The sequence below is a fragment of the Faecalibacterium sp. Marseille-Q3530 genome, from assembly GCF_017377625.1.
GTDB classification, from domain to species: domain Bacteria; phylum Bacillota; class Clostridia; order Oscillospirales; family Ruminococcaceae; genus Faecalibacterium; species Faecalibacterium prausnitzii_E.
The window spans coordinates 92,359-116,859 of record NZ_JAFREH010000001.1 but is presented as its reverse complement, the minus strand read 5'-3'; the positions used below and the strand labels follow the sequence as shown (position 1 = coordinate 116,859).

Sequence of the window (24,501 nt, the reverse complement as noted above, 5' to 3'; positions counted from 1 at the left end):
CCCCGCTGCCTGTGCAGAATAAGTACAAACAGGAGACAACGACAATGAGCAGCAACACTAAGGCATTCGAAGAAAAGATGAAGAGCACCGTCGAGCACCTGAACCGTGAGCTGGCTTCGGTTCGCGCAGGCCGTGCAAACCCCGCCGTTCTGGACAAGGTGAGCGTGGATTACTACGGCGCTCCCACCCCCATCCAGCAGGTGGCATCCGTGGCCGTCAGCGAGGCCCGCACCCTGACCATCACCCCGTGGGACCGCACCCTGCTGCGCGCCATCAGCAAGGCCATTCTGGCCAGCGATGTGGGCATCACCCCCATTGATGACGGCCAGACCATCCGCCTGAACTTCCCGGCCCCCACCGAGGAGCGCCGCAAGCAGCTGGCCAAGGAAGTCTCCAAGCTGGGCGAGGACGCCAAGGTCGCGACCCGCAACATCCGCCGCGAGGCCATGGATAAGGCCAAGGCCATGAAGAAGGCTGGCGAGTTGACCGAGGATACCCAGAAGACCATGGAAGAGGATGTCCAGAAGCTGACCGACAAGTATATCAAGATCATCGACGCAGCCGTTGAGGAAAAGCAGAAGGAGATCATGTCCGTCTGATCGCCGCGGCGAACGAGACCTTTCCAAGTGCCGTGTGCTGGTCGTAGTGCGCGGCACTTTTTGCCGACCGGCAGAGGCAAAAGATCTTTGCCGCAGAGAGGAGAAGTACAATGGAGCATCCCAAAGAATTCGCCGAGGGCCTTTCCATCGGCATCATCATGGACGGCAATGGCCGCTGGGCCAAGCAGCGCGGCCTGCCCCGCACCGCAGGCCACAAAAAGGGCGCAGCTGTCTTCCAGGATATCGCCAACTACTGCGAGGAACTGGGCGTCTCATCGGTGTATTTTTACGCCTTCTCGACCGAGAACTGGAAGCGTCCCCTCGAAGAGGTCAGCGCCATCATGAAGCTGTTCGGCGAGTACCTGCTCAAGGGCTTCAACTACAAGGACCGCAACATCCGCATCAAGTTCCTCGGCGACCGCGCTGCGCTGGACCCCAAGCTCCAGAAGCTGATGAATGAGCTGGAAGGCGACTCTGCCTCCAAGACCGGCATGACCCTGAACATTGCCGTCAATTACGGCGGTCGCCCGGAGATCGTCCGCGCCGCCCAGCAGCTGGCGGCCAGAGTGGCAGCAGGGGAGCTCAAGCCCGAAGAGATCACCGAAGAGATGATGTCCGATGCCATGTACACCACCGGCCAGAAGGACCCGGATTTCATCCTGCGTCCGAGCGGAGAAAAGCGCCTGTCCAACTTCATGCTGTGGCAGGCGGCCTATTCGGAGCTGGTGGAGATGGACGTTCTGTGGCCGGACTTCACCCGCGATGACCTCGACGCCGCCATCACGGAGTTCAACAAGCGCTCCCGCCGGTTCGGCGGCATCTGAACCGTCCCCCGGCAAACACAACCAAGGAGAAACACTCTATGAAAACACGAATCATAACCGCAGTGGTGGGCATCCTCGTTCTGATCGGTGTGCTCTTTACCTTTGACACGATGATCTTCAACCTTGTGATCGCTGCCATCACCCTCATCGCCATCCACGAGATCTATATGGCCCTCGGCTTCGAGAAGAAGGACTGGCTGCTGTACGCCGTCACCGTGCCGTATACGCTGCTGATCATGCTGTCCAGCTATTCCGTCTGGCGGGCGCTGGTCATGCCGGCTTCGTTCCTGCTCGTGCTGTTCTACGCCATCTATCTCGTGGTGCGCAACGGCACCATCAGCTTTGCGAAGACCAGCGGCCTTGTGATGTTTTCGGGCATTGTGATGTTCTGCTTCTATTCGTTTATCCGGCTGAAGGAACTGCTGCCTGTGGCGGAATACGGCTATGATGCGATCTTTTTCATCCTGCTGATCCTCTGCTTTGCTTGGGGCGGCGACACCTGCGCCTACTTTGCAGGCCGCGCCTTCGGCAAGCATAAGCTCTGCCCCGTGGTCAGCCCCAAGAAGACGGTCGAAGGTGCCATCGGCGGTGTGCTGGGCACGATGGTCTGCGGCGTGGTCGTCACGGTGATCTACTCCATCGCAGCCGACCGGCTGGAGGCTTTCACCCGCTCGAACATCGGCGTCTCGATGTATGTCGTCATTGCGCTGCTGGCCTGTGTGGCGGCGGTGCTGGGCATCTACGGCGACCTGTTCGCCAGCGTGGTCAAGCGCCAGTGCGGCATCAAGGACTACGGCACCATCTTCCCCGGCCACGGCGGCATCCTGGACCGCTTTGACAGCGTCATGTTCATCGCACCCTTCGTCACGATGGTCATCATCGCTGTGTTCTATCGCTGATTTGCTCAATTTAGGAGGAAACACGATGTCTAAAAAAATCACTCTGCTGGGCTCTACCGGCTCCATCGGCACCCAGAGTCTGGATGTTATCCGCGCACAGGGCTATGAGGTGTTCGGCCTGTCAGCCCACAGCCACGTGGAGAAGATCCTGGAACAGATCGAAGAGTTCCACCCCCGGTACGTCTGCATGACGGACCCCGGCGCAGCGGCCCGGCTGGACGCTGCACTGGCAGGCCGCGCCCAGGCGCCCCGGCTGCTGACCGGCCCGGAGGGCCTCAAGGAGCTGGCCGCGATGGACGGCCCCGATGTGGTGCTGAACAGCGTGGTCGGCATTGCCGGTCTGGGTGCCAGCCTGACCGCCATCGAGAGCGGCCATGACCTGGCACTGGCCAACAAGGAGAGCCTTGTCACCGGCGGCCATCTGGTCACGCAGGCGGTGGCAAAACACGGCGTCAAGCTGCTGCCTGTGGACAGTGAGCACTCCGCCATCTTCCAGTGCTTGCAGGATAAGGAGAGCGCCAAGAGCCTGACCAAGATCCTGCTGACGGCTTCCGGCGGCCCCTTTTTCGGGATGAAGACCGAGGAGCTGCGCGGCAAGACCAAGGCCGATGCCCTGAAGCACCCCAACTGGAACATGGGGGCCAAGATCACCATCGACTCCGCCACCCTGATGAACAAGGGTCTGGAGCTGATCGAGGCCGTCTGGCTGTTCGGTCTGCCCCCGGAGAAGATCCAGATCGTGGTCCAGCGCCAGAGCGTCGTCCACTCCGCCGTCCAGTACAGCGACAACTCCATCATCGCGCAGCTGGGTGTGCCCGATATGCGCATCCCCATCCAGTACGCACTGACCTACCCGGCCCGTGTGCCGGGCGTGGTGCCGGAGCTGGATTTCACCACCCTCAAGCTGCTGACCTTCGATGTGGCCGACGAGGAGACTTTCCGCTGCCTTGCCGCCTGCAAAAAGGCCATCAAGAAGGGCGGCCTCGGCCCCTGCGCCGCCAACGGTGCCAACGAAGAAGCCGTCAAGCTCTTCCTTGAAGACAAGATCGGCTTTTTGGACATCGGCCGTCTGGTGGAGGCTGTGGTGGACAGCGACCGCTTCGGCGGCGACTACACGCTGGCCGACGTGTATGAGTGCGACAGAATGGCCCGCGCCTTCGTGCGCAGCCACCTGTAAGCGCGCACGGCTTATGAATTCATTTTTGGAGAAGCTATGTCTTTTATCATTACTCTTTTGGCTGCGGTGCTCGTGTTCAGCGCAGTGATCGCCATCCACGAGTTCGGTCATTTTGCAGTCGCCAAGCTCTGCAGGGTGCAGGTCAACGAATTTTCCATCGGCATGGGGCCTGTTCTGCTCAAAAAGACGCAGAATGGCACCCAGTACAGCCTGCGGGCGCTGCCGGTGGGCGGATTCGTGGCGCTGGAGGGGGAGGAGAGCCCGGAGAGCCAGCAGGCGGAGAAAGGGGAGCGTCCCGATGCGGAACCCCAGACGCCCCCTTCGTGCGCTGACGCGGACGGTTCCCCGGATGGAGGAGCCGGGAACGAGAAAGCACCGGCGCAGCCTGTCGGCAAGCCGCTGAACGAGGCGGCGGTCTGGCAGCGGGCCCTCATCATGGCGGCGGGTGCGTTCATGAACTTCCTGCTGGGATTCGTGGTCATGGTCATCCTCATTGCGGCACAGAGCGAACCCATCACCAGCCGGGTCATCTACGCCATCGACGATGGTGCCCTCTGCGGCCAGACGGGTCTGGAAGCAGGGGATAAGGTGCTGGCCGTCAATGGCCGCCGGTGCTTTGTGGCGAACGACATGCTCTATGAGCTGATGCGCACCGAGGACTACTCCGCCCGCTTCACCGTCCTGCGCGGCGGCGAAAAGGTAGAGCTGCCCTGCGTCCGGTTCGACACCTGGCAGGACGACAGCGGCGAGACCCACATGAGCCTTGGCTTTACGGTCTACGGCATCCGGAAAACACCGGCCAACGTGGTAAAAGAAGCATGGAACAGTGTGCTCTATTATGGGCGCATCATCTTCACCTCCCTGATGGACCTGCTGCGGGGCCGGGAGAGCATCAACGACCTCTCCGGCCCGGTGGGCATCGTGACGGCCATCGGGCAGGCGGCCAGCTATGGCTGGCAGGACCTGCTGCAGATGCTGGCGCTCATCACCGTGAACCTGGGCATCTTCAATCTGCTGCCCTTCCCGGCATTGGACGGCGGCAAGGTGGTGTTCCTGCTCATCGAGGGCGTTACAGGCCATGCAGTGCCGGAAAAGATCCAGAGCGGGCTGACGCTGGCGGCGTTCGCGCTGTTCTTTGGCCTGATGCTCTTCGCAACATACAATGATATCCTCCGGCTCATCACCGGGGCGGTCTAAAGAAAGGAAAATGACAATGCGGCAGCTGAAACGAGAAGTAAAGATCGGCAATGTGACCATCGGCGGCAACAACCCCATCGCGGTGCAGACCATGCTGAACGTCCCGGTGGAGGACATCGAGGGCAACGTGGCGCAGGCGAAGCGCTGCGAGGCGGCGGGCTGTCAGATCCTGCGCGTGACCTGCCCCAGCGCAGCAGACGCCAAGTGCATCGAGGCCGTCAAGAATGCGGTGAATATCCCCATCGTGGCGGATATCCACTTTGATTACAAGGCCGCACTGGCCTGCGCAGACGTGGGCGTGGATAAGATCCGCATCAACCCCGGCAACATCGGCGACGACGACCGCGTCAAGGCCGTGGTGCAGGCCTGCCAGCAGAAGAATATCCCCATCCGCATCGGCGTCAACGGCGGCAGTCTGGAAAAGCACATCCTGGCCCGGTATGGCGCACCCGTGCCCGAAGCCATGGTGGAAAGTGCGCTGTATCACGTCCGCCTGCTGGAAAAGTTTGATTTCAACAACATCGTCATCTCCATCAAGAACTCCAACGTCCCCCGCATGATGGAGGCCTACCGCCAGCTGAGTGCCGTCACCGATTACCCGCTTCATGTGGGCGTCACCGAGGCGGGCACCTACCAGATGGGCCTGCTGAAGTCCGGCATGGGCATCGGCGGGATGCTGCTGGAAGGCATCGGCGACACCATCCGCGTCTCGTTGGCTGCGGAGCCGGAAAAGGAAGTGGAAGCGGGCTACAACATCCTGCGCGCGGTCGGCTTCCCGGTGGCCGGCCCGGAAGTCATCACCTGCCCGACCTGCGGCCGCACCCAGTACCCCTGCACCGAGATCGCCAACGAGGTCGAAAAGCGGCTGCAAGGCTACAAGAAATCCATCAAAGTGGCCGTCATGGGCTGCGTGGTCAACGGCCCCGGCGAGGCCCGCGAAGCCGATATCGGCATTGCCGGCGGCAAGGGCGAGGCGGTCCTGTTCATCCACGGCCAGCCCATCAAGAAGCTGACCGGGGATAATATCCTCGACCAGTTCATGGATGAGATCTATAAGATCTGACGGAGAATCTGAACCATACGCTGCTGCGCTCTTTTGAGAAAGAGCGCAGCAGTTTGTGCTGTCAACGCATCGACCAAAGGAGTACCATTGTGACACCACTCGTATCCCAGCTGTGGCCGCAGTTCATGGCGGACCCGGATTTCGCGTCCTGCTTCGGGCGCGTTGTCGTAGAGCATGCCCAGATGCTGCGGCAGGAGCGGCAGGTCATCTTCACCCTGCGCAGCTCCGCTCCGCTGGACAAGGGACTGTGTGCGCGGCTGACGGCCTCGCTGCAGCCCGATTATGAGGGCTTCGAACTGCGCATCCACAACCTCTTCGGTTATCCCTCACTGAACGAAACGGCCCTGCGGGAGCTGATGGAAGAGATGAAGCGGGATGGTGTGCCCATCAACGGCTTTCTGGACCGGTGCACCATCCGTATCACCGGGCAGAACATCGCCATCGGTGTCTGCCACGGCACCAAATTCTTGCAGGAGATGGAGTTTGAGCGCCTGCTGGCCGAGCAGGTGGCGGCGCATACCGGCGTCAAGCCCAAAGTCACCCTGACCAGTGCGGTGGGTGAAGCCGAACTGCGCCAGATGGAGGAAAAACTGGAGCGCAAGATCGCGCCGCCGGTGGTCAAGTTCGAGAAAAAGAATACCGCTCCGTCCATCAAGGTGGACGGCCTCGACCTCACCGACAAACCAGTCACCATCTTCCACGGAAAGATGTTTGCCCCCAAGAACCTCACGCCCCTCAAGGAGCTGGGCGGCGAGGGCGGCAAGTGCATCATCTGGGGCGACGTCTTCTTCACGGAGGTCAAGGGCAATTACCGCAAGATCTACACCGTTTCCATCACTGACTACACCGGTTCCATCAACCTGAAGATCCGCGCGCAGGAAGGGGAGGACTGCTCGAAGTGGGAGTCCATCGCCAAGGGCACCACCATCATCGTCCGCGGCGACTGCTCGTATGACAAATATGAACATGACTACATCGTGTATCCCTACGATGTGCTGTTCGTTGAGCGGAAAAAGCGGGAGGACCACGCCCCGGTCAAGCGGGTGGAGCTGCATCTGCATACCAAGCTGTCCAGCATGGATGCGTTCTGCGACCCCGGCGGCATCGTCCGGCTGGCCCATCGGATGGGACACCCGGCGATCGCCATCACTGACCACGGCGTCTGTCAGGGCTACCCGGAAGCCATGCTGGCAGCGGACGACATCCACAAAAGCGACCCGAACTTCAAGCTCATCTACGGCTGCGAGGCCTATTTCGTGGACGACATGATCCCCTGCGTCTACGGTGTGCAGGATGCGCCCCTGACGGGGGAGTTCTGCGTGTTCGACACCGAGACCACCGGGCTGGACCCCAACGTGGAGTACCTGACCGAGATCGGCGGCGTCATCGTGAAAAACGGCGAAGTCGTGGAGGAATTTGACACCTTCGTCAAACCCGGCAAGCCCATCACACCCAAGATCACCGAGCTGACCGGCATCACCAACGAGATGGTCGCCGATGCCCCCAGTGAGGCCGAGGCATTGCAGGCGTTCTTGGATTTTGCAGGCGGGCGCATTCTGGTGGCCCACAACGCCCACTCGTTCGACATCCGCTTCCTCCGCATCGCGGCCAAACGGAGCGGCATCTCGTTTGAACCGACCTATATCGACACCCTGACCATGGCGCAGGCCATGTACCCCGGCCTGCACAACTACAAGCAGGGCACCATCAACAAGCATCTGGAACTGCCCGCCTACGAGGCCCACCGCGCCTGCGAGGATGCCGGGGCGCTGGGCCGCATTTTCTGCGTGATGCTGAAGGATCTGGAAGAAAAGCAGGTCACGGCCGTCAGCGACATCAACACCGGCCTGGGCGGCAACCGTGAGGTGCTGAAGAAGAAATACTACCACCTCATCATTCTGGTCAAGAACCAGATGGGCCTGAAAAATCTGTACAAGATCGTCAGCGAGGCCCATGTCAACTACTTCTTCAAAAAGCCCCGTGTGCCCCGCAGCCTGTTGAACAAGTACCGCGATGGCCTCATCCTGACCTCCGCCTGTGAAGCAGGCGAGCTTTACCGCGCCATCGTGGAAGGACGCTCCTACGAGGAATTGAAGAAGATCGCGGCCTATTACGATGTGCTGGAGATCCAGCCGCTGGGCAACAACGCCTATATGGTCCGCGAGGGCAAGGTGGACAGCGAAGAGGTTATCAAGGAGTTCAACCGCACTGTCATCCAGCTGGGCGAAGACCTGCACAAGCCGGTCATCGCCACCGGCGACGTCCATTTCACCGAGCCGGAAGACGCCATCTACCGCTCTGTCCTTCAAGCGGGCAACGGTTTCAAGGATGCCGACAACCAGCCGCCGCTGTTCTACCGCACCACCGAGGACATGCTGAAACAGTTCAGCTATCTGCCCAAAGAAAAGGCGTATGAGATCGTCGTGACCAATCCGCGCAAGATCGCGGCTTCCATCGACGGCAATGTCCGTGCCATCCCACGCGGCACCTACCCGCCCAGCATCGAAGGTGCAGAGCAGCAACTGCGCGATGCAACGTGGGAACACGCCAAGCGGGATTACGGCGACCCGCTGCCGGAGATCGTCGAGAAGCGGCTGCAAAAGGAGTTGGACTCCATCTGCGGCCATGGCTACGCGGTTCTGTACGTCATCGCGGTCAAGCTGGTGGCCTACTCCAACGCGGGCGGCTATCAGGTGGGCAGCCGTGGTTCGGTCGGCTCGTCGGCTGTGGCCCACTTCTCCGGCATCTCGGAGGTCAACAGCCTGCCGCCCCACTACCGCTGCCCCAAGTGCAAACACAGCGAGTTCATCACCGACGGCAGCGTGGACGACGGCTTCGACCTGCCGGATAAAAACTGCCCCCACTGCGGCACCCGGATGCTCGTGGACGGCCACGACATCCCATTCGAGACCTTCCTGGGCTTTTACGGCGATAAGGAACCGGATATCGACCTGAACTTCTCCGGTGAGTACCAGTCCAACGTCCACCGCTACACCGAGGAGCTGTTCGGCAAAGCCAACGTCTTCAAGGCCGGCACCGTGTCCGGTATCCAGGACAAAACGGCGTATGGCTACGTCAAAAAATATCTGGAAGAGCGGGGGAGAACGGTCAACCACGCCGAGGAGAACCGCCTGACGCTGGGCTGTACCGGCGTCAAGCGCACCACCGGCCAGCACCCCGGCGGCATGGTCGTCGTGCCCGACACCTACGAGATCTACGATTTCTGCCCCATCCAGCACCCGGCCGATGACGTGGCGGGCGGCCTGCTGACCACCCACTTCGAGTTCAAATACCTCCATGATACTCTGCTCAAGCTGGACGAACTGGGCCACGATATGCCCACTTTTTACAAGTATTTTGAGGAGTACACCGGCATCCCAATCGACTCCATCCCCATGAACGACCCCAAGGTGTACAGCCTGCTGACCAGCCCGGAAGCACTGGGCGTGACGCCGGAGCAGATCGACAGCCAGACCGGCACCTTCGGCATCCCGGAAATGGGCACGAACTTCGTGCGCGGAATGCTGGTGGAGGCCCGGCCCAAAAACTTCTCCGAGCTGATCCAGATCTCCGGCCTGTCCCATGGCACGGATGTCTGGACCAATAACGCCGATGAACTGATCCGCAGCGGCACCTGCACCATCGCCGAGGTCATCGGCTGCCGTGACAGCATCATGCTCTACCTGCTCCGCAAGGGGCTGGAACCGAAGATGGCCTTCGATATCATGGAGGCCGTCCGTAAGGGCAAGGTGGCCAAGGGCGGCTTCAAGCCCGGCTGGGAAGAGGCCATGCGGGAGCACGAGGTCCCGGACTGGTACATCGAGTCCTGCCGAAAGATCAAGTATATGTTCCCGAAAGCCCATGCGGTGGCCTACCTGATGTCGGCCATCCGGCTGATGTGGTTCAAGATCTATCGTCCCCAGGCGTTTTATGCGGTCTACTTCACGGTGCGTGGTGACGACATCGACTACGAAGCTGCTGTGGGCGGTGCCGCAGTGGCCCGCGCCCACATGAACGAGGTCAAGCGCCGCCTGAAGGAAGAGAAAAACGCCAAGGACGAAGACGTCCTCGTTTCGCTGCAGCTCGTCAACGAGATGCTGGTGCGCGGCTATGAGTTCCTGCCCATCGAACTGGGTAAGAGCCGCGGTTCCAGCTACATCGTGGAGGATGGCAAAGTTCGTCTGCCGTTTTCGTCGCTGAAGGGTCTGGGAGGTGCCGCCGCCGATGCACTGGAAAAAGCAACCATCCAGGGGCAGGAGTATCTGTCCATCGAGGAATTGCAACAGGCGTCCGGCGTCAGCAACGCCATTCTGGACCGCCTGCGCCAGGTGGGTGCCCTCGGCGACCTGCCGGAGAGCAGCCAGGTGAGCTTTTTCTAAACTATAAAAAACATCTGTAGTCTACTTCGTTGAAGAGAAGCACTTGAAGTGCACCATGTCAAGTAGACAGAAAAATATTAAGAGCGACGTCAGTATGCGGTTGACGTCGCTCTCATTGTGCGCCTTTCGGCGCGGCTGATATTGTGGCCCCTATGGGGCCGTTCTGCATACCCCCGCGTTTCCACGCGGGGGTATAATTATTCCGGTTTGACCTGCAGCTCCTGCTCGCAGTAGATGCAGCGATACTTGCCGTTGGAGCTCAGCTCAAAGATCTGGTCGCACTCTTCCTCAATGGAGGAGATGCAGCGCGGGTTTTTGCACCGCACGATGTTGACCAGACGCTTGGGGGGCTGGGGCTTCTCCTTCTTGACCGCCTTGCCATCCTGGATGATGGTCACGCTGATGTTGGGGTCCAGGTAAGCCAGGACGTCCAGGTTCAGCCAAGAAGCGTCGCCCTCCACCTTGATGATGTCTTTGCGGCCGCATTCGGCCTTGTGGGAGCGGGCGTTCTGGATCAGCGCTACATTGGCGGTGCGGTTGCCCTTGATGCCCAGCAGATCCATCAGGCCCATAGCGGTGCCTGCTTTGATGTGGTCGATCACGATGCCATTCTGAATCTCATCAATGTTCAGCATTTCAATGTTCCTCCTTGGTTTTGGGGTCGGCCAGACCCAGCAGCGTCATGATGAGCGCCATGCGGACGTAGACGCCGTTCTGCACCTGCTCAAAGTAAGCGGCGCGGGGGTCGTCGTCCACGTCCAGTGCGATCTCATTCACGCGGGGCAGGGGATGCAGCACGGCCATGTGTTCCTTGGCCAGCGCCATCTTGTCGCTGGTCAGGATGTAGCTGTTTTTCAGGCGGACGTAGTCTTCCTCGTTGAAGAAGCGCTCCTTCTGCACACGGGTCATATAGAGGATGTCAAGCTCCGGCATGGAGTCCTCCAGGCTACGGGTCTCGCGGTAGGCGATGCCGTTGGCTTCCAGCACATCCTTGATGATGTAATCGGGCACACGCAGCTCTTCCGGGCTGATGAGCACGAAGCGGATGTTTTTGCAGCGGGCCATGGTCTTGATGAGGGAGTGGACGGTGCGGCCGAACTTCAGATCGCCGCACAGGCCGATGGTCAGATCGTCCAGACGGCCCATCCGGGTGCGGATGGTCATCAGGTCGGTCATGGTCTGGGTGGGGTGCTGGTGGCCGCCGTCGCCCGCGTTGATGACCGGGATGCGGGAATAGCGGCTGGCGCGCAGGGGTGCACCTTCTTTCGGGTGGCGCATGGCCACGATGTCGGCGTAGCAGGAGACCACGCGGATGGTGTCGGCAACGCTTTCGCCCTTGGAGGCGCTAGAGACGTTCTCACTCGGAAAACCCAGCACATGGCCGCCCAGGTTCAGCATGGCCGCCTCAAAGGAGAGGCGGGGGCGGGTGGACGGCTCGTAGAACAGGGTGGCGAGCTTTTTGTGGGCCGCGACGTCCTGGTAAGCAGCCGGGTCGCTGCGGATGCGGTCAGCCAGGTCCAGCAGGGAAGTGATCTCTTCCGGGCTGAGATCCAAGGGGTCGATCAGATGGCGCATGGATTTTTACCTCCGTCAAAGTAATTTTCGCAGAATGGAAAAATCGAAGAAGTTGGTGTAATAACTCAGCGAGCGCATGACCGGATGACACAGCCGGTTGAAACAGATCTCGTCGAGCAGCAGCATGGCCTCGCCCGGTGCCAGCCGCATGGCAGCGCGGATGGACTCGTCGCCGCAGCTGGCCTTCAGGTGCGCTACGTTGGACGAGATCTGCTGGCTGCACTCCTGCTCCAGGATATCGAACACGCCGCCGCTCAGGTCGATGCGGGTGTAGTCCCGGTTGCCAAACAGGGCGCGGGGCAGATAATCGATGGAGTAGATGACCGGGGTGGTGTCGGCGAGGATGCGCTTTTTGATGCAGATCACCTCATCCCCCGGTTCAATGGCTAGGTCGCGGGCCAGCTCGGCCCCGGCGCGGATGGGATAGATCTGGATGCCATCGGCGTGGGGGTAGCTGCCAAAACTGCGGATCAGCGGGTAGTATTCCAGCTTCTGGTCCAACCGGCTGCGCAGGTTGAGCACCGTGCGGTTGACCACGGTGCCGATGCCGCGCACCCGCTCGATGTAACCGGCGCGCTCCATCTCGCTCAGAGCATCGCGGATGACCGTGCGGCTGACGCTGAGCTGTGCAGCCAGATCGACCTCTGCGGGCAGACGGTCTGCGTCGGCGTAGCGCCCGGTGCGCAGTTCCTCCAGCAGGGCCGACACAATGCGGTCGCTGATGACGGCCCCGCCCAGGCGGATAGACGAAGAGCTGGAATCTTTCATAGGTTGTATCCTCCGGTTCACGGGCGGGAAGCTCCCGCCTGGACTTTCCGAAAAACTGCCCGGCAACCCCAAAGTTTTACTGGACAAATTTTCTTGTATTCATTATAACATAAGATGAGATGATTTCAAACGGCAATTCTACTGGAATCCGGAAGAAAGTATGATTTTATTTTGGAGGGTCTTGGAAATGGAACTTCTGCTGAACAAAGTGTGCGGTCAGCCCGCTGCACTTCCCGTTGCGGTGCGCCGGTGCGGCCCGGCGGACGCCGCCGCCTTCTTCGCGCTGCAAAATGAAGTGCGGGCCGCCATGCCGCACCCGGAGCAGTTCGTGCCCGACACACAGGAAAACATCACAGCCTATCTTGCACACGATTTGTGTCTGGGCGTGTTCGATGGAGAGCGGCTGGGGGCCTATTTCATCCTGCGCTACTGCGGGCAGAGCGAACACAACTATGCGGCCTTTTTGGGCATCCCGCAGGCCGAGTGGGACCACTGGGCCAATGCCGACAGCGCCGTTGTCCACCCGGACTGGCGGGGCAACGGCTTGCAGCGGAAGCTGCTGGAAGCCGCCCTGCCGCTTCTGCGGCCCGGCATCGTGGGCATCGGGGCCACCGTCAGCCCGGAAAATCAGTACAGCTTAAACAACGCGCTCGCCTGCGGCTTCACCATTGCGGCCCGCCGGGAGATGTACGGCGGCTATGACCGGTATCTGCTCGAAAAAAGAATATGAAAAAGCAGAGCTGCGGCGAACGCTTTCCAGAATGAAAGCTGCCGCAGCCCTGTTCTTTTTTGAGTTTAAGCCGCAATCTTTGCCGGCCGCCCTGCGTTGTTCATTTTGTGCCGCACCACCAGCAGGCAGGCGAGGTGGACGGAAGCGGTCAGGAGCCAGCTGATGGGGTAGCTGATGTACAGCGTGGTCGTGGAGCGGAACAGCTGGAAGATGGTGGCGATCCACACCAGACGGAGCAGGCAGCTGCCCACCAGACTGACGATCATGGGCAGGACGGAGTAGCCCCGCCCGCGCAGGCAGCTGGCCAGCGTGTCCATGATGCCGCAGAGGAAGTAGCTGGTGCAGATGACCTTCATCCGGGCCAGACCGGCGGCGACGACCGTTTCATCGGTGGAATAGAAGTGGAGCAGCCCCTCACCGGCAAGGTAGGCACCGCCGCCCAGCACGATGCCGACCACTACGGCGCAGAGCAGGCAGTTCCGCATGACGCGGTCGAGGTTGTCATACCGGCGGGCGCCCACGTTCTGGCTGGTGAAGGTGACAGCAGCCTGAGCAAAGGCGTTCATGCCGGTGTAGATGAAGCCTTCAATGTTGGCAGCAGCCGAGTTGCCTGCCACGATCGTGGAGCCGAAGGAATTGACCGCCGACTGGATGACGACATTGGAAAGGCTGAACACAGTGCTTTGCAGACCGGCGGGCAGGCCGATCTTCAGGATCTGCACCAGCGCCCCCTTGTGAAAGCCCAGATGCCGCAGGTCGAGGTGAAGGGGGCCTTCTTCTTTCATGAGCAGGACGGTGACCATGAGGGCGGAGACCGTCTGGCTGATGATGGTGGCCAGCGCCACGCCCGCCACGCTCATCTGGAACAGGATGACGAAGACGAGGTTCAGCACCACATTGATGACGCCGGACACAGCCAGACAGTACAGCGGGCGGCGGGTGTCGCCCACGGCGCGCAGCAGCGAGGCGTTGAAGTTGTACAGCATGGTCATCGGCATCCCGATGAAGTAGATCTTCAGATACAGCGTCGAAAGGTCAATGACGTCTTCCGGGCAGGACATCAGTTCCAGCAGGCCGCGTGCTGCGAAAAAGCCGACAAAGGCCAGCAGCACACCGCTGACGAGGCTCAGCGTGACAGAAGTCTGAACGGTGTTCTGCACCCCGCGCTCGTCTTTGGCACCAAAGCAGCGGGCTGCGACGACATTCGCGCCCAGCGAAAGCCCTACGAACAGGTTGACCAGCAGGTTGATGAGCGCACCGTTCGAGCCGACAGCGGCCAGCGCGGTGCTGCCCGCGAACCGTCCGACGACCACCACGTCTGCAGCATTAAACAGGAGCTGCAAAATGCTGGATGCTGCCAGCGGCAGGGAAAACAGGATGATCTTTTTCAGCAGCGGGCCGCTGGTCAAATCGCCCGTCCGAGTCAGTTGTGCCATGAATCGCTTCCTCCTTGCATCAGGCTGGGATTAAAAATTTGTTGTTTGTCATCAGAAAGCACCGCCTTCCGGAGAGGGCGGCACAATTCCTTATTATAGTCCCTGAAAACGTAAATTACAAGGAAAATTTGGATAAAATCGAGCCGAAAGGCTGCATTTCCGGTGCGGACGGCTCAGCTCCGGATGAGCCGCCAGTGCTCCGGCGCGTCATAGTCGGTGGTGAAGCCGTCGTCGGTGTACATCCGGTAGGCGGCAGAGCCTCCGTCCGGGAGATAACTCCACAGGGTCAGCTGCGTGTCGTCCAGCTGGGCGGTGTTGTCGGCCGGTGCTGCCACCGGCACGATGCAGCCGGGCCGGAGGAAGAGCAGCACCTCATCCAGCGCACAGCGCAGGTAGTGGTGCCCGGCGGGGAGGACTTCCTCGTCGTAGTCGTCCACGCTGCGCAGGCGGAGCATCTTCATGGGCTCCGGCAGATAGACCATCCGGCCATGGGCGTTCTGGGTGTAGATGGGCGCGGCCATCAGCCCTTCGCCGAGCAGGAGCTGGTCCTGCACCTCGCGGGCGTCGGGGTCGGCGGGGTAATCAAAGGCCAGCGGGCGGAAGTAGGAGCCATTTTCAAGCGCGGCCTTCATGAATTCGCTGTACAGGTAGGGCAGCAGGGCGTAGCGCAGGTGCAGCATCCGGCGGATGGCGGGCAGCATCTCCGGGAAGCGGTAGTATTCCTGCATCCGGGTCCCGATGGCGGAGTGGTTGCGCATCAGCGGCGTCAGGAGGCCGAATTCCAGCCAGCGCAGGGCAAGGTCCGGCGTGGTGTCAGAGCTGAAGCCGCACAGGTCGGCACCGGCATACAAAAAGCCGCACATCTGCACACTGGGCATCATCTGGATGTTGGCCAGCAGCTGCCCCCAGGAGGCGTTGTTGTCGCCCAGCCAGATGCCGCCGTACCGGTGCGAACCGATCACACTGGAGCGACTGTACAGCAGCATCCGCTTTTCCGGGTGCTGCTTTGCGAAGGCTTCGCCCGCTGCGCGGGTCATGCTGCCGCCGTAGAGGTTGTGCACCCTGTCGTGACGAATCTTCTGGCCGTTCACTTCGTGGTAGAAGCTGGCATAGTCTTCGGGGCTGTTCATCAGGCCCATCGCGCCGCCCACGACCTGGCTGAAAAATTCCTCCTGCTCAATGTTGTCCTTTTCGCGCAGAGCGGCCATGGAGTCCAGAAAGGCCTGGAGCCGGTCCGGCGTGTAGAAGAGGGACGGTTCGTTCATGTCGTTCCAGAAGCCCTCGATGCCGAGGTCGGTCAGAACCTTGTACCGCCCGCCGAACCATTCCCGCACCTCTGGCCGCAGAAAATCGGCAAAGTAGGCTTTGCCGGGCCAGACCGCCGCCACGAAGGGGGTGCCGTCGGCCTTTTTGCAGAAGTAGCCTTTTTCCAGCCCCTCTTTGCAGGTCGCGTCGGCATCGTCGATGCGGACCCCCGCGTCGATGATGGGCACCAGCCGGATGCCCTCCGCCTTCAGCTCATCGGAGAGCTTTTTCAGGTCGGGGAAACGCTCCCGGTTGACGGTGAAATCGGCGTAGTCCTGCATGTAGTCGATGTCCATGCAGATCATATCCAGCGGCAGGCCGTTTGCCTTGTATTGGCGGGCGACCTCCCGCACATCTTCTTCGGTCTTGTAGCCCCAGCGGCTCTGCGCCAGACCGAACGCCCACTTCGGCGGGATGTAGCTGCGCCCGATGAGGGCACGGAACTCTTTGCAGAGCGCGTTCTCGTCCCCGCCGGAGAGGACGTACAGCTCGTAGTCCGGCTCCTCGGTGTGGAAACACAGCGTGTCGTGCCGGGTGTAGCCGATGTCGTAATGGACTTTTCCGGGGAAATCCACAAAGAGACCGAAGCAGTCCTCCCCGTTCCGGATGAGCAGAAAATTGTGCGCACCATAGTACGAGAGCTTGTCCTCGGTGTGGTGCGATTCATCGGTGTTGTTGGCGATGTAATGCCAGCCGCGCTTGTTCAGCCCGCGGGGCATCTCGCCCAGACCATAGACGACGCAGTCTTCCCGCATCCGATACGTCCAGCCTTCGGCGGCCGGGGTCAGAAAGGGGACGCTGCCTCCGCAGAGGGGGAGCATCTGCTCGACGCTCCCGGTGGGGATGGGATGCCCGAAAGAAAATCTCTGGATCATGATGGGACCCTCCTTTATGATAAAAAACGCACAACGTCATTCCAGTGGTATGATACGGCAGAACGCCGCCCGAAACAAGGGGGAAAACCGGCTGAAAAATGCAACAAAACCGGCGTTTGCCCGGCGGTGGGCTGCCCATACTCCGGATGCGGGTGTTCCGGAAAACCTTGCGCGATGAATTGAAAAATGTCGGAGAGCTTGGTATACTAGAACCGTTCCATCCACACCAATGAATAAGTGAATAAGGGAGAGAAAGTTCTATGTATCGTAACGGCATCAAGCGGCTGCTGGCGGTCATCCTGTCGCTTTGCGGCATGATCGTGTTATCGCCGCTGCTGCTCATCCTCTGCATCGCCATCAAGGTGGATTCGCCGGGCCCCATCCTGTTCAAACAGAAGCGGGTGGGCATCCACAAACAGCATTTCAACATCCTCAAATTCCGCACCATGCGCATGGATACCCCGCATGATATGCCCACCCACATGCTCAAGGACCCGGACCAGTATATCACGCGGGTGGGGCATTTTCTACGCAAAACGAGCCTCGATGAGCTGCCCCAGCTGTGGAATATCTTCGTGGGCGACATGGCGGTCATCGGCCCGCGCCCGGCGCTGTGGAACCAGTATGACCTGCTGGCCGAGCGCGACAAATACGGAGCCAACGATGTCCGCCCCGGCCTGACCGGCTGGGCGCAGATCCACGGCCGCGATGAGCTGGAGATCGACGAGAAGGCCAAGCTCGACGGCTACTATGTGGAGCATCTGAGTTTCGGCATGGACGTGAAATGCTTCTTTGGTACCATCGTCGCCGTGCTGGACCACGAAGGCGTCGTCGAGGGCGGCACCGGCACCCTGCACGAAAAGAAAAAAGGGTAAGGGACAGCGCAAAGCGTGAACGAATGGGCTGCAGCGGGGAGAAGTTGCGGACGAAGATGGGGGTTTTGGGTTGATTTCTCCCACAAAAAGGCTATAATAAAAAAGTACACAAGAATACGAAGGAGGATTTCCATGAACCGCACCTACATCAACGAGGTACAAAAGGAAATTGGCAATACGGTCAAAGTCCAGGGCTTTATCGAGAACCTGCGCAACAGCAAAGCCATGGCCTTTATCGTGCTGAAAGATATTACCGGCAAGCTCCAGATCACTGTCGAGAAGGCCGACCACCCCGAACTGGTGGACACCATCGACCAGCTGACCCCGGATTCCGTCATCACCGTCACCGGCAAGGTGGTGGAGAACGATTACGTCAAGATGGGCGGCATCGAGATGATCCCCACCGCCATCGAGATCGAGAGCATTTCGGATGCACTGCCCATCGTCCGCAAGGAGATCGCTGCGACCAAAAAGAAGAAGGCCGTCGAGCGCTCCAGCATCGACCAGCGCATTGATTACCGCTGGGTCGATTTGCGCACCGATGAGAACCAGCTGATGTTCAAGGCCCAGAGCTGCATGGTCAACGCCATGCGCAAGTTCCTGCTGGACCAGAACTTCATCGAGATCCACACCCCCAAGCTGATCGCTGCGGCCAGCGAGAGCGGCTCCGAGGTGTTCAAGGTCGATTACTTTGACCGCAACGCCTACCTGGCGCAGAGCCCCCAGTTCTACAAGCAGATGGCCATGGCGGCCGGTTTCGAGCGCATCTTTGAGACCGGTCCCGTCTTCCGTGCCGAGAAGAGCTACACCAACAAGCACGCCACCGAGTTCTCCGGCTTCGATCTGGAGTTCAGCTACATCACCTCCTTCCGCGATGTCATGAAGATGGAGGAAGAACTGCTGAAGGCTGGCCTTGCCGCCGTCAAGGAAGCGTACGGCGAGCAGATCAAGGAAGCCTTCGGTCAGGAGGTCATCGTCCCGGAGACGCCGTTCCCCGTGGTCAAGCTGGCCGACCTGTACAAGGGTCTGGAAGAGGAGTTCGGCTACACCGTCGATGACTCCGAGAAGGGCGACCTGACCACCGAGGCCGAGCGCCTGAGCTACGAGTGGGTCAAGAAGCACTATGGCCACGAGTTCCTGTTCATCACCGATTACTCCGCCGAGAAGCGCGCGTTCTACCACATGCGCGACGAGAACGGTGTGCCTCAGGGCTACGACCTGATCTGGCGCGGTGTCGAGATCACCACCGGCGCACAGCGCGAGCACCGCTATGAGGTGCTGAAGAAGCAGGCCGAGGAAAAGGGTCTGGCCGAGGACGTTAAGTTCTATCTGGAGTTCTTCCAGTATGGCTGCCCGCCGCACGGCGGTTTCGGTCTGGGCATCGACCGCCTGACCATGCTGCTCTGCGGTCTGCCCATCAAGGAAGCCGAGTTCCTGTTCCGCGGCCCCAACCGTCTGACTCCGTGATGATGGGGCGTTATCATGAACGCCGCAGAACATTATACCACCCGCTACCTCGAACCAAAGGATCTGGACCAGTACAACGCGCTGCTGCGGTATACTTTTCAGGTCACGGAAGAGGAACTGACCGCCACCGGCTGGAAGGACGATGAGATCAAGCAGTCCAAGTTCCCGGTGCTGGAGCGCGCCGATGTGCTGGGCTGCTTCGATGGCGAAGACCTCATCTCGCAGTTTGCGGTCTACCCGCTGAAGATGAACATCTACGATACGGTGTACCATGTCGGCTTTGTCACCAGCGTCTGCACCTACCCGGAGTACACCGGGCAGGGCATCATGAAAAAGCTGATGATCCAGGGCCTGACCCAGATGCACGAGGAGGGCAAATCCTTCGCGCTGCTCTACCCGTATTCCATCCCGCTGTACCATCATCTGGGGTGGGAGATCGTCTCCAACAAGATCTCGTTCAACATCAAGGACCGGCAGATCCCCACCAAGGTCAAAGCGCCCGGCTACGTCCGCCGCGTCTCCTGGGACAACACCGAGTTCCATGAGCTGCACTCCCACTTTGCGTCCATCACCCATGGGTGCCTGTTCCGCAACAGCCTCGCGTGGGAGGAATACTGGCGCTGGGATGAGGACGACACCAATGTGGCCGTCTATTACAACGTCAAGGACAAGCCCTGCGGCTACATGGTCTACCTCATCAAGAACGACATCATGCACATCAAGGAAATGGTCTATCTGAACCGCGAGGCGCAGAAAGGCCTGTGGGAGTACATCCACGCTCACGATTCCATGATCGACGAGGTGCACGGCAGCACCTATTTCAGCGAACCCATCGCCTTTGAGATGGACGATGGCGACATCAAAGAGAGCATCCGCCCCTATGCCATGGGCCGCATCATCGACGTGGAAGACTTCCTCGCCGATTATCCCTGCGACCCGGACGGCGGCACCTTGACCATCGCGCTGGAGATCGAGGACAAGCTCCTCCCGTGGAACGACCGCACCTTCACGGTGAAGTTCAAAAATGGCGAATGCACCCAGACGCGGGAACCGCCGGAGCATCATCTTAAAATGGGCATCGGCACCCTTTCCACCCTGCTGCTGGGCTATAAGACGGCAGAACGTCTGTATGAGCTGGAGCGCATCGAGGGCAGGGAAGAGGCCGTTGAGCGTCTGGACGATGTGCTCTTCCACAAGATCCCGTACATCTCGGATTACATCTGATCGAACCATAAAAACCCTCTCCGTCATTGCTTCGCAATGCCGCCCCCGCCCAAAGGGCGGGGGCTGGTGCTGTATATTACGGCATCAAAAAAACTCCCCCTTTCGGGGGAGCAGGCATGCGTCAGCGTGGCGGAGAGGTTTTTTATTCGCTCAAAGGAGCGTCGGCACCACTTCGGCCAGCTTTTCAGCCAGTTGCGCGTGGCCGTGGCGGGTCAGGTGCATGAAGTCGATCTGGTTGAACTCGCACCCCTCTGCATCGAGGAAATGCACATGGTTGCGCGCGGCGATCATCTGGAACTGCGCGGCCACCCCGCGGGACTTCTCCACGCAGCCGTCGCCCATGACTTCGTCATGGAAGCCCTCCTTGATGCGGGGCGGTGCCACGATGAGGATGTTGGGCTCCTTGCCGCCCCAGCAGTCCACGCTCTTGCACTTCTGGATCAGCCGCTCCATCCCGGCGCCGATGCAGGCGGCGTTGGCACCAAAGCGCTCCTTGACGTCGTTCGTGCCCAGCATGATGATGAGCAGGTCGATGACCTCATGGCTTTTCAGCAGGGCATACGCGACGCTCAGAGCGTCCATGGATTCGTGGATGGGGTCCACGAAAACGGTCGTCCGGCCGGACAGGCCCTCTTCGGTGACGAGGTACTGGCTGCCCAGCGCGGTCTGCAAACGGCAGGTCCAGCGCTCGTCCTCGTTGAAGCGGATGCCGCCGTCGGCGTTGTCCTTCGGGTCGGCGCAATAGCCGTGGGTGTTGGAGTCGCCCAGGCAGAGAATGTGAGTTTTCATCGCAAATACACTCCTTTTTGAGTTATCGTTCCGGATGGTTCTGGCGGAAATAGTAGATGGCGCCGACCATTCCGGCGTCGTTGTGCAGCTGGGCGGCGCGGATCTCCAACCCTTCGGCAAAGGCAGGCATCACGGAGGCTCTCACCTTGGCCGCAATGGGGTCGATGAGCAGCTTCTGCTGGGCGCTCACGCCGCCGCCGATCAGGATCAGCTGGGGGTTGAAGATGTGCACCATGCCGGCAAGGCCCTGCGCGATCTCATCTGTCCAGTGGTCCAGCAGGGCAAGGACGGTTTCATTGCCTGCCTGCGCGGCGGCGAAGATCGCGCGGCCATTCGTCCAGGCGGGGTCTTTCTCCTGCGCAGCACGGACGAGTGCGGTGGTGGCGGCGTAGCGCTCCCAGCAGCCCGCAGCCCCGCAGGTACACGGCACACCGTCGAGCGCGTGGAGCCGGTAGTGGCCCAGCTCGCCGCCCAGACCACGGGCACCTTCCAGCAGGCGGCCCCCGGTCAAGATGCCGCCGCCGACGCCGGTGCCCAGCGTCACGCCGATGACGTCGGTGTAACCCTTTGCGCCGCCGACCCAGACTTCGCCCAGGCACATGCAGTTGGCATCGTTCGCTACGGTCACGGGCAGGCCGAACAGCGATTCGAGTTCCGCTTTGATGGGGGAGCCGATGTAGTGGGGCAGATTGCCGCAGGTGCCGACGACCGTTCCGGCGCGGCTGTCGATCTGGCCGGTGGCCGAAACGCCCACGCCGACAAGGGCGGCAGGGGAGAGGTTCTGCGCTTCCACAAAGGCTTTGGCTGCCTTGCACACCGTGGTCAGGATGGGCGTCTCGTAGCCGTCAAAGCTGACGCTCTCCTCGGCTTTGGCCAGCACGGCACCGGTCTCATCCACGATGCCCAGCTTGACGGAGGTACCGCCGATATCAATGGCAAGATACTGTTTTGTCTTCATAAAAACGTCTCCGCGTCAGTGGTTCATGGCGTTGATGGCACCGGTGAAGCGGGCCGTGATCTCGGCGGGGCGGGTGGTGGGCCCGCCGACCACGAGGGGGAATGCACCGGCTTCCAGTGCCTTGACGGCCTGTTCGGGGTAGTGGATGTGCCCCCCGGCGGTGATCTTGGCCGGGCACTCGGCGGCCAGCTTGTGGACGAACGCGAAGTCGATGTCGTTGATGCCCTGAGTCTCCGGGGTGTAGCCGCGCATCGTGGTGCCCACAAAGTCAGCACCGGCTTCGGCGCAGGCCATGGCATTTTCAAAATTGTCGCAGTCGGCCATCAGCAGCTGGTCGGGATACTTCGCCTTGATGGCGCGGATGAATTCCGCAGAGGTGGAGCCGTCCGGGCGGAGCGCACCGGTGCCCTGCACGGCGAGGATGTCCACACCGCAGGCCACCAGCTCGTCCACTTCCTTCATGGTCACGGTGATGTACATCGGGGTGCCGGGGTAGTCCTTTTTGATGATGCCGATGACGGGCAGGTCCACGACGGCCTTGATCTGGGTGATGTCGCGCACGGTGTTGGCGCGGATGCCGACGGCTCCGCTCATGGCGGCGGCTTTGGCCATCAGGGGCATCACGCCGCCCTCCTTGGTGTACAGCGGCTCATGCTCCAGCGCCTGGCAGGAGACGATCAGGCCGCCCTTGATCTGAGCAAACAGTTTTTCCTTATCCATGGTATTTATCCTCCATTCTGATCTTTACGACTGCTTTGCGCACATTCCTGCAATCGGGCTGTGCAACGCCGGGCTTGTGCAGCTCGCCGGGGAAGAAGAGCACGAACCGCCCGCCGCCCAGAGTGCCGAACACGGCGTCCGGGCTGTCCTGAAAGCCGATGTCCGGGGCATAGGGTTTCACTTCGGTGCCGGGTGCGGTCTCGTAGCCCCAGCCCTCGCTGCCGGTCAGGTCGATCTGCAGATCGGCGTAGATGCGGTGGTATTCCGGATGCGAGCCTTCGTTGGGGTGGAGTTCGGCATCCATCACGTTGATGAACACCGTGTCGCCGTCCACTTCGGTGCGGCCCAGCGGCAGGCTATTCAGGTCGCAGGCCATCAGGAAGGTGATGGCCGTGTCGAGGTTCTTGTGGAAGCCCTGATACAGGGTCAGGTGCTCCAGAGTATCGCAGATCATAAGGTCCCTCCATCAAAAAGAGCGCCGACCCTCTCCCCTCAGAAACGAGACGGAAGAGGGGGCGCTTTTTCAGTTTACAGATTTACAGTTTCGCAATGGCAGCTTCGATCATGGCCTGTGCCTCGGCCACGATGGGCTCGTCTTCGGGGATGAGGCTGGGCATCGGCTCACGGACACCGCCCAGCTCTAGACCGTACATCCGGCGCAGGATCTCTTTCTGCACGGCGTACAGGTTGCCGTGTGCCTCACACATCTTATAGATGATGCGGTCGGCCTCGTACTGGAGGGCCTGAGCTTCCCGGATCTCGCCCTTGTTGATGTGCTCGTTCATGGCCAGATACAGTTCGGGCATGACGGCATAGGTGCCGCCGATGCCGCCGTCGGCACCGATGACGCGGCCGGAAACGAACTGCTCATCGGGGCCGTTGAAGACCACGAAATTGCCCTCGCCGCGGGCAGCGATGCCGGCATCCTTGAACATCTGGATGTCCTGTGTGGGCATGGAGCTGTTCTTGACGGCCACCACGTTGGGGTTCTTCAGCATTTCCTTCAGCAGGCTCATGGTCAGTGCCGTGCCTGCCAGCTGGGGGATGTTGTAGATGACGAAATCGGTGTGGGGGGCAGCGGCGGACATGGCGTTCCAATACTTGGCGATGGCATACTCCGGCAGGTGGAAGTAGATCGGGGGGATGGAAGCAATGGCGTCCACGCCCACGCTCTCGGCGTGTTTTGCCAGCTCGACGCTGTCGGCGGTGTTGTTGCAGCCGACATGGGCAATGACGGTGATCTTGCCCTGGGCTTCGCTCATCACGGCCTCCAGGACCTGCTTGCGTTCATCGGGGTGCTGGTAGATGCACTCACCGGACGAACCGCCGACATACACGCCCTTGACGCCCTTGGTGATCAGGTGGCGGGTGAGGGCCTTGACGCCCTCCACGGAAATGTGGCCGTCCTTGTCATAGCAGGCATAGAACGCAGGGATGACACCCTGATACTTGGAAATGTCTTTCATGATACTTGTCTCCTTCTCTATCGAATCATGGTTCAGACGTTGTTTGTTGGGGGGGAGGGAAACCAAAACAGCAAGCTCGTACGCTCTCTGTTCGGGCAACGGGAGCAGCGCCCTCTTGCGGTGCCCTGCATCCGCTTCAGCCCTTGAGCGGGCCTCGCGTCTTGCAGACCGCTGC

21 protein-coding genes are annotated in these 24,501 nt (G+C 60.6%); 11 read left to right on the top strand and 10 right to left on the bottom strand.

Going from position 1 to position 24,501, the window contains the following annotated elements; translation table 11 throughout:
* The first annotated feature begins 44 nt into the window (after positions 1-44).
* The 7 genes from frr (at position 45) to J3350_RS00520 (ending at position 10,138) form a co-directional block, all read left to right on the top strand.
* Complete coding sequence (frr, locus tag J3350_RS00550) at positions 45-599, top strand: ribosome recycling factor (RefSeq protein WP_118553311.1); 555 nt, start codon at positions 45-47, stop codon at positions 597-599.
* 110 nt (positions 600-709) lie between these two features.
* The gene (uppS, locus tag J3350_RS00545; RefSeq protein WP_118553310.1) at positions 710-1,423 is read left to right on the top strand and encodes a polyprenyl diphosphate synthase; all 714 of its coding nucleotides are present in this window, start codon (positions 710-712) and stop codon (positions 1,421-1,423) included.
* A gap of 38 nt (positions 1,424-1,461) precedes the next feature.
* Positions 1,462-2,322, top strand: a complete 861-nt coding sequence (locus tag J3350_RS00540; RefSeq protein ID WP_118553309.1) for a phosphatidate cytidylyltransferase — start codon at positions 1,462-1,464, stop codon at positions 2,320-2,322.
* A 25-nt stretch (positions 2,323-2,347) separates the two neighbouring features.
* Positions 2,348-3,499: a 1-deoxy-D-xylulose-5-phosphate reductoisomerase gene (gene dxr, locus J3350_RS00535; protein WP_097792062.1), complete on the top strand. Its 1,152-nt coding sequence runs from the start codon at positions 2,348-2,350 to the stop codon at positions 3,497-3,499.
* Between the two features lie 36 nt (positions 3,500-3,535).
* Positions 3,536-4,696 (top strand): RIP metalloprotease, encoded by a 1,161-nt coding sequence (locus J3350_RS00530; protein ID WP_207685339.1) that lies wholly within the window; start codon positions 3,536-3,538, stop codon positions 4,694-4,696.
* Positions 4,697-4,706: 10 nt separating this feature from the next.
* Complete coding sequence (gene ispG / locus J3350_RS00525) at positions 4,707-5,759, top strand: flavodoxin-dependent (E)-4-hydroxy-3-methylbut-2-enyl-diphosphate synthase (protein WP_097792064.1); 1,053 nt, start codon at positions 4,707-4,709, stop codon at positions 5,757-5,759.
* A gap of 125 nt (positions 5,760-5,884) precedes the next feature.
* Positions 5,885-10,138, top strand: a complete 4,254-nt coding sequence (locus J3350_RS00520; protein ID WP_207685631.1) for a PolC-type DNA polymerase III — start codon at positions 5,885-5,887, stop codon at positions 10,136-10,138.
* Positions 10,139-10,335: 197 nt separating this feature from the next.
* Here the strand turns inward: J3350_RS00520 and J3350_RS00515 are convergent, their stop codons facing one another.
* Genes J3350_RS00515 through J3350_RS00505 form a run of 3 tightly spaced genes read right to left on the bottom strand, consistent with a single transcriptional unit; the run spans position 10,336 to position 12,481 of the window.
* Positions 10,336-10,773 (bottom strand): aspartate carbamoyltransferase regulatory subunit, encoded by a 438-nt coding sequence (locus J3350_RS00515; protein WP_097792065.1) that lies wholly within the window; start codon positions 10,771-10,773, stop codon positions 10,336-10,338.
* A 1-nt stretch (position 10,774) separates the two neighbouring features.
* Positions 10,775-11,713 (bottom strand): aspartate carbamoyltransferase, encoded by a 939-nt coding sequence (pyrB, locus tag J3350_RS00510; protein WP_207685338.1) that lies wholly within the window; start codon positions 11,711-11,713, stop codon positions 10,775-10,777.
* 15 nt (positions 11,714-11,728) lie between these two features.
* Positions 11,729-12,481 carry a GntR family transcriptional regulator gene (locus J3350_RS00505; protein WP_118553305.1) on the bottom strand — a complete coding sequence of 251 codons (753 nt, stop codon included), beginning with the start codon at positions 12,479-12,481 and terminating at the stop codon, positions 11,729-11,731.
* 187 nt (positions 12,482-12,668) lie between these two features.
* Between J3350_RS00505 and J3350_RS00500 the strand changes: the two genes are divergently transcribed.
* On the top strand, positions 12,669-13,211 hold the full coding sequence (locus tag J3350_RS00500) for a GNAT family N-acetyltransferase (protein ID WP_207685337.1): 543 nt from the start codon (positions 12,669-12,671) through the stop codon (positions 13,209-13,211).
* A 65-nt stretch (positions 13,212-13,276) separates the two neighbouring features.
* Here the strand turns inward: J3350_RS00500 and J3350_RS00495 are convergent, their stop codons facing one another.
* Both J3350_RS00495 and J3350_RS00490 read right to left on the bottom strand, forming a co-directional pair.
* Positions 13,277-14,647: an MATE family efflux transporter gene (locus J3350_RS00495; protein WP_207685336.1), complete on the bottom strand. Its 1,371-nt coding sequence runs from the start codon at positions 14,645-14,647 to the stop codon at positions 13,277-13,279.
* 173 nt (positions 14,648-14,820) lie between these two features.
* Entirely contained in the window at positions 14,821-16,827 is a 2,007-nt protein-coding gene (locus tag J3350_RS00490; RefSeq protein ID WP_207685335.1) for a TIM-barrel domain-containing protein, read from the bottom strand.
* 260 nt (positions 16,828-17,087) lie between these two features.
* Between J3350_RS00490 and J3350_RS00485 the strand changes: the two genes are divergently transcribed.
* From J3350_RS00485 to eis, 3 genes are all read left to right on the top strand, one after another.
* Positions 17,088-17,702 carry a sugar transferase gene (locus J3350_RS00485; protein ID WP_207685334.1) on the top strand — a complete coding sequence of 205 codons (615 nt, stop codon included), beginning with the start codon at positions 17,088-17,090 and terminating at the stop codon, positions 17,700-17,702.
* 132 nt (positions 17,703-17,834) lie between these two features.
* Positions 17,835-19,169, top strand: a complete 1,335-nt coding sequence (gene aspS / locus J3350_RS00480) for an aspartate--tRNA(Asn) ligase (RefSeq protein WP_207685333.1) — start codon at positions 17,835-17,837, stop codon at positions 19,167-19,169.
* Positions 19,170-19,184: 15 nt separating this feature from the next.
* Entirely contained in the window at positions 19,185-20,393 is a 1,209-nt protein-coding gene (eis, locus tag J3350_RS00475) for an enhanced intracellular survival protein Eis (RefSeq protein WP_207685332.1), read from the top strand.
* A gap of 150 nt (positions 20,394-20,543) precedes the next feature.
* Here eis and J3350_RS00470 read toward each other — a convergent pair whose 3' ends face one another.
* The 5 genes from J3350_RS00470 to J3350_RS00450 all read right to left on the bottom strand — a co-directional run bounded on the left by J3350_RS00470 (position 20,544) and on the right by J3350_RS00450 (position 24,326).
* Positions 20,544-21,182 carry a GDSL-type esterase/lipase family protein gene (locus J3350_RS00470; protein WP_097792074.1) on the bottom strand — a complete coding sequence of 213 codons (639 nt, stop codon included), beginning with the start codon at positions 21,180-21,182 and terminating at the stop codon, positions 20,544-20,546.
* A 22-nt stretch (positions 21,183-21,204) separates the two neighbouring features.
* Entirely contained in the window at positions 21,205-22,140 is a 936-nt protein-coding gene (locus tag J3350_RS00465; protein ID WP_207685331.1) for an ROK family protein, read from the bottom strand.
* A gap of 15 nt (positions 22,141-22,155) precedes the next feature.
* On the bottom strand, positions 22,156-22,860 hold the full coding sequence (locus J3350_RS00460; protein ID WP_207685330.1) for an N-acetylmannosamine-6-phosphate 2-epimerase: 705 nt from the start codon (positions 22,858-22,860) through the stop codon (positions 22,156-22,158).
* Complete coding sequence (locus J3350_RS00455) at positions 22,853-23,314, bottom strand: YhcH/YjgK/YiaL family protein (RefSeq protein ID WP_207685329.1); 462 nt, start codon at positions 23,312-23,314, stop codon at positions 22,853-22,855. The genes J3350_RS00460 and J3350_RS00455 overlap by 8 nt, the downstream gene beginning before the upstream one ends.
* 82 nt (positions 23,315-23,396) lie before the next feature.
* Positions 23,397-24,326 (bottom strand): dihydrodipicolinate synthase family protein, encoded by a 930-nt coding sequence (locus tag J3350_RS00450; protein WP_207685328.1) that lies wholly within the window; start codon positions 24,324-24,326, stop codon positions 23,397-23,399.
* Between the last annotated feature and the right edge of the window lie 175 nt (positions 24,327-24,501).